General features: G+C 44.4%; 6 protein-coding genes. 3 read left to right on the top strand and 3 right to left on the bottom strand.

The features are described 5' to 3' along the window. Positions 1-730: L-serine ammonia-lyase (locus BCT81_RS05685; protein WP_102423476.1), on the top strand; the 730-nt coding region annotated here is incomplete at its 5' end. 113 nt (positions 731-843) lie between these two features. Here the strand turns inward: BCT81_RS05685 and BCT81_RS05680 are convergent. Further along, positions 844-1329: an Lrp/AsnC family transcriptional regulator gene (locus BCT81_RS05680; protein ID WP_102423475.1), complete on the bottom strand. Its 486-nt coding sequence runs from the start codon at positions 1327-1329 to the stop codon at positions 844-846. 122 nt (positions 1330-1451) lie between these two features. On the opposite strand from BCT81_RS05680, the gene BCT81_RS05675 reads away from it, so the two are divergent. Next, the gene (locus BCT81_RS05675; RefSeq protein WP_102423474.1) at positions 1452-2051 is read left to right on the top strand and encodes a LysE family translocator; all 600 of its coding nucleotides are present in this window, start codon (positions 1452-1454) and stop codon (positions 2049-2051) included. Positions 2052-2186: 135 nt separating this feature from the next. Here the strand turns inward: BCT81_RS05675 and ahpF are convergent, their stop codons facing one another. Both ahpF and ahpC read right to left on the bottom strand, forming a co-directional pair. Next, positions 2187-3779, bottom strand: a complete 1593-nt coding sequence (gene ahpF, locus BCT81_RS05670) for an alkyl hydroperoxide reductase subunit F (protein ID WP_102423473.1) — start codon at positions 3777-3779, stop codon at positions 2187-2189. 201 nt (positions 3780-3980) lie between these two features. Then, positions 3981-4538, bottom strand: coding sequence for an alkyl hydroperoxide reductase subunit C (ahpC, locus tag BCT81_RS05665; RefSeq protein ID WP_008220943.1), 558 nt, complete (start codon positions 4536-4538; stop codon positions 3981-3983). A gap of 440 nt (positions 4539-4978) precedes the next feature. On the opposite strand from ahpC, the gene BCT81_RS05660 reads away from it, so the two are divergent. Continuing rightward, complete coding sequence (locus BCT81_RS05660; protein ID WP_102423472.1) at positions 4979-5470, top strand: VOC family protein; 492 nt, start codon at positions 4979-4981, stop codon at positions 5468-5470. Positions 5471-5555: the final 85 nt, after the last annotated feature.

The following is a 5555-nucleotide window of genomic DNA, read 5'->3' as shown; positions in this document are numbered from 1 at the left end:
GATGGCGCGTTGTATGGAGCGCGGTTTTGAAACTGAGGGGATCTTGGATGGTGGATTAAACGTCACTCGCCGAGCCCCAAACCTACTGAAGAAGTTAGAAGCGAATGCTGCAGTTGAGAACGATCCAATGGAAATCATGGACTGGATTAACTTGTTTGCCTTTGCAGTCAGTGAAGAGAATGCGGCTGGTGGTCAGGTAGTCACATCTCCAACCAATGGTGCTGCTGGTGTGATTCCGGCTGTATTGATGTATTACCATCGCTTCATTAAAGAGTTGGATACCAAGCAGTTAAAAGACTTTTTAGCGGTATCGGGCGCGATCGGTATTTTGTACAAAACCAACGCTTCCATTTCAGGTGCCGAAGTAGGGTGCCAAGGAGAGGTGGGCGTTTCATCTTCTATGGCGGCTGCAGGTTTAACTGCACTGCGCGGTGGTAGTAATGAGCAGATTTGTATTGCTGCAGAGATTGCGATGGAACATTCACTCGGTATGACATGTGACCCAATTGGTGGCTTAGTACAAGTACCGTGTATTGAACGAAATGCTATGGGTGCGATGAAGGCGATTAATGCGTCTCGCATGGCATTGAAACGCAATAGCAAATCTTTGATATCGTTGGATAAGGTCATCGCGACCATGTATCAAACGGGTAAAGACATGAACAAGAAATATCGTGAAACGTCACTCGGTGGTTTAGCCTTGATCCATCTAGCTCACCCTTGTGAATAGAAAGCGTAATTAAACGATATTCGTTGCAAACAAAGCCCAGCCCCTAAGTTTCAGAAACCTAGGGAGCTGGGCTTGTGTTTTGCTGAAAGAAAAGGGCTACCAGCAGAAGTGAACTAGTCCTCAAGAGGAAGTTGATAGCTGTTTTTTAATTCTTTCACTGAGATGTTGGATTGAATGGCACTCACGCCTTTCACTCGTCTGATCGAGCTAATACGCTCAAAGTACTCTTCTAAATCTTTTGCTAATACTTGCACCATGTAGTCTGCACCGCCTGCGATACAGTGACACATAGGAATCCAATCGGTAACGGCAACAAACTCTTCGAATGGTTCTGTGTTTTCAACTTCGTGGTTTCCGAGCGTGACTAAGGTAAAACCTGCCACATGAAAGCCTAATTTCTTACGATTCAGCTTGGCGGCATAACCGTCGATATAGCCTGTCTCTTCCATACGTTTCCATCGGCGCCAGCAAGGGGTTTCGCTGAGGTTTACCTTCTCGGCGAGCTTACTGTTACTCATGCGCCCGTCTTGTTGAATATGTCCTAAGATAGCGATATCTGTGTCATCTAATATTTCTTTAGTGGATTCTTTCTGTTTCATGGTCTTTTCAGAAAAATTTTGCTCAAATTTGCATTGATATTAGCCTATATAGCAATTTAATTCCTAGTCGAATCTGTAAACTCTCTCCCTATCAATACTTTACTTATTAGGAGTGAGAGGAAATGAGCTCTCAATTAATGCTGGCGTTTTTGCTATTTTCAACATCGATTGCAATTACACCTGGGGCAGGAAATATCGCATTACTTGGGATTTCAAGTCGTTACGGGTTTACTGCAACTTTGCCTTTTATCTCTGGGAACGCTTTTGGCATCATCATCGTACTGGCGGGGTCCAGTGTCGGTTTGGTGAGCCTGTTCACTCTTTACCCAGAGCTATACAACATTTTGAAGTACGCGGGTGCGGCTTATTTGTTGTTCATGGCGTGGTCGATTGCCAATATGCAAATCGAAGAGAGTACTACCGATAACCGTTCGGGCTTTGTGTCAGGTGTGTTGGTTCAGGTGTTGAACCCTAAAGGTTGGATTGCTTCGTTAACTGTGTTTTCTCAGTTCATCACTCCGAACGCAGACTATCTGATTCAAGTGGTGACCATTATTGCAGGCATGGTGATCACGGGCGTACCGTGCATGTTGGTGTGGGCGTATTGCGGTACGATGCTTAAAAAGCTGCTTCAATCACCAAAACAGATGATGGTGGTAAACCGTTGTTTGGGCGGAAGCCTCGCACTAGTGGTTGCTTTTATGCTTTATCAACCAGCATAAAAATTACAACGAAAAAAACCACTCCTAAATCCATAGGAGTGGTGTCTAAATATCGACAAAGTCGTTAACAATAATCGGTAAGTTAATAATAACTAATAAGTTAACAAGAACACTTAAGGAATTTTGTTTACAAGATTAAGCGGTTTCAGCCTCTTTAACTGGAGCTGGGTTACGGATTAGGTGGTCAAATGCGCCTAGACTTGCTTTAGCACCTTCTCCCATCGCAATGATGATCTGTTTGTAAGGTACGGTTGTTACGTCACCTGCTGCAAATACACCTTTCATTGATGTTGCGCCATGAGCGTTAATCTCAATCTCACCGCGTGGTGAAAGCTCAACCTTCGAACCTTTCAACCATTCGCTGTTCGGCATTAGACCGATTTGAACGAAGATACCCGCGAGTTCAATTTGTTTCAGTTCATCCGTGTTACGGTCTTTGTATTCCAGACCGGTTACGCGGTTGCCATCACCCAACACTTGTGTCGTTTGAGCCATTTTGATGATTTCGATGTTTGGTGTTGCGTTCGCTTTATCAATAAGTACTTGGTCAGCGCGTAGCGTGTCTGCAAATTCAAGTACGGTTACGTGTTCCACAATGCCTGCTAGGTCAATAGCGGCTTCAATACCTGAGTTACCACCGCCGATAACGGCTGTTTTCTTGCCTTTGAACAGTGGGCCGTCACAGTGTGGGCAGTAAGCCACGCCTTTGTTGCGGTATTCTTGTTCACCCGGAACGTTCATTTCACGCCAGCGTGCACCTGTACTGGTGATAACAGAGCGAGCTCGCAGTGTTGCGCCACTCTCTAATTCAACGTGGATGTAGCCGTCATTCGTGTCTTCCGCAGCAATGATGTTGGCAGCACGCTGCTCAGTCATTACTTCTACACCGTACTCTTTTACGTGCTCTTCTAGGCTAGCCACTAGCTTAGGACCTGTCGTCGCTTTGACTGAGATAAAGTTCTCAATCGCCATGGTATCCATTACCTGACCTCCAAATCGGTCAGCAACAACACCTGTTCGAATGCCTTTACGTGCTGCATAAATTGCTGCTGAAGAACCTGCAGGGCCACCACCCACAACTAACACGTCAAATGGTGCTTGTTGATTTAGGTTTGCTGCTTTCTTTTCCGCTGCGCCTGAGTCTACTTTATTAAGGATCTCAGCCAGTGACATACGGCCTTGACCGAATAGTTCACCATTAATGAACACGCTTGGTACTGCCATGATATCGCGAGATTTCACTTCCTCTTGGAATGCTGCGCCATCAATCATGGTGGTCTTAATCAACGGGTTAATCGCTGACATCATGTTGAATGCCTGAACAACTTCTGGACAGTTCTGGCACGATAGTGAGATGAAAATTTCTACATTCAGCTCTTGATCTAATTCTTTAATTTGCTCGATTACGTCAGCTTCAAGCTTGATTGGGTGACCGCCACTGTGAAGCAGTGCCAGTACCAGTGACGTGAACTCGTGACCCATTGGTAAACCGGCGAAACCGATCGCTGTGCCTTTCTCTTGGTTCACTACCTGCATGATAGGGCTGCGCGTGCTTGCGTTATCATCGCGTGTTACTTCAATTTTGTCCGTTAAAGACGCGATGTCGTTTGCTAGGTTTTGGAGTTTGTTTGCGGTATCGCTGTCATCTAGGCTCAGCACTAACTGAACATTGGTTTTTAGGTTTTCTAGGTATGCTTTTAGCTGCTGCTTCATTGCTTGATCTAACATAATCGTGCCTGCTCTTAAATTCTGTGTCTTGGTATTGACCAATACCTTCTTGCTGAAAAAGGAAAATAAAAAGGGGGCGCAAGTCGGCAAATTGAATGTGGTGTTGCTGCTTTGAAAGGGTGGCGCGCAACTGCCCTTTAGGAGGGAGGCCGAAGCGCGCCTGTAGAACCGTTTTATTTGTTCTTTTTAGATAGGCTTAGATTAAATCTTACCTACTAGGTCTAGAGATGGTGCTAGTGTCTCTTCGCCTTCTTTCCATTTAGCTGGGCAAACTTCACCTGGGTTAGCTGCTACGTATTGTGCTGCTTTAACCTTACGTAGTAGGTCTTCAGCGTCACGACCGATACCTTCAGCAGTGATTTCCATTGCTTGGATAACGCCTTCTGGGTCGATTAGGAACGTAGCACGGTCTGCTAGGCCTTGACCTTCACGCATTACGTTGAAGTTGTTTGTGATAGTGCCTGTTTGGTCGCCTACCATGAAGTATTCGATAGTGCCGATTTTGTCAGAAGTATCGTGCCATGCTTTGTGAGAGAAGTGAGTGTCAGTTGATACTGAGTAAACTTCTACACCGCGAGATTGAAGCTCTGCGTATTTTTCTTGTAGGTCAACTAGCTCAGTTGGACATACGAAAGTGAAGTCTGCTGGGTAGAAGAAGAATACTGCCCACTTGCCTTTAACGTCTTGCTCAGTGATTTCTACGAACTCGCCGTTTTTGAATGCTGTTGCGTTGAATGGTTTGATTTCTGTGTTGATCATGTTTGGACTCTCTTTCTAATTTGTAGTGTTTAACGCTATCCCGCGTCGATGGAGATATATTGCATCCGCACCGAAAATTAGTGAAATCGGACATTTCTATAGATTCAATAGGTGATTCCTATCTTTGAAATGAGAAAGTTATCGACAAAAGCTATCAAACGTCGGCAACACCCAATTTGAGTGACTATGCTCTTTAGGTTGTTCTCTATATTAGGCTTATCTCTATTAGCGTGAGCGCCTATGTATAGTGCGAGTATCTATGTAGCGTTTCTTGAAGTGGGTTAGGATCTCATTGAAGCTATTGATAACATAAAATTATTATTAATATAAATTATGATAATTTCATCTAATTGATGGCTCTATCTATACTCTCTCCATCGAAACGAAATACAGAAGCTGAGCTTCGAAAGTACAGAATTAAAAAAGAATTGGAGAAAGTTATGAAAATGAATCACGTAGGCATCATGGTTGGCGATATGGACAAAGCAGTAGAGTTTTACACTAAAGCTTTAGGTCTAAGAGTCGTAATGAATAAGACTAAGGTGATGGAAGAGCGTGAATCAGCAATAGGCCGTATGTGTATCGCTGTATTTGGTGAAGGCTTCAAAGGCTTTAACATTGCTCACCTAGTAACTTCAGACGGTATCGGTGTTGAGATGTTTGAAATGGTTGACCGCCAAGAGCGTCACGAAGTAGATTTCTCTCGCCTAGGCATTTTCCACTTCTGTCTGCAACTTCCAAAAGAGCAATTTGATTCAGCTATCAAGCGCGTTGAAGAGTATGGCGGTAAAGTACGTATGGATATCCACCGTTACCACCCAGAAGACGAACTAAAACAAGCGCAAATGGTTTACCTAGAAGACCCGTTTGGCAACCTATTCGAGTTCTACTCTCACTCATACGAAGATACGTACGCGACAGATTACGAGTAATCGCGTTACTGCCTTCCATAAGGTAGAACGACCGAAACACCCCCGAAGAGGATTGGTAGAGATACCAATCCTTTTTTGTGTTTGG

Source organism: Vibrio sp. 10N.261.52.A1 (assembly GCF_002876325.1).
Lineage (GTDB): Bacteria > Pseudomonadota > Gammaproteobacteria > Enterobacterales > Vibrionaceae > Vibrio > Vibrio chagasii.
The sequence above is the reverse complement of the archived record's forward strand: the minus strand, read 5'-3'. Positions and strand labels throughout refer to the sequence as shown.

Excerpts from the sequence above, each read along its gene's own strand:
- BCT81_RS05680 (WP_102423475.1), bottom strand. The coding sequence starts at position 1,329 with ATGAAACAGAAAGAATCCACTAAAGAAATATTAGATGACACAGATATC.
- BCT81_RS05675 (WP_102423474.1), top strand. The coding sequence starts at position 1,452 with ATGAGCTCTCAATTAATGCTGGCGTTTTTGCTATTTTCAACATCGATT.
- ahpF (WP_102423473.1), bottom strand. The coding sequence starts at position 3,779 with ATGTTAGATCAAGCAATGAAGCAGCAGCTAAAAGCATACCTAGAAAAC.
- ahpC (WP_008220943.1), bottom strand. The coding sequence starts at position 4,538 with ATGATCAACACAGAAATCAAACCATTCAACGCAACAGCATTCAAAAAC.
- BCT81_RS05660 (WP_102423472.1), top strand. The coding sequence starts at position 4,979 with ATGAAAATGAATCACGTAGGCATCATGGTTGGCGATATGGACAAAGCA.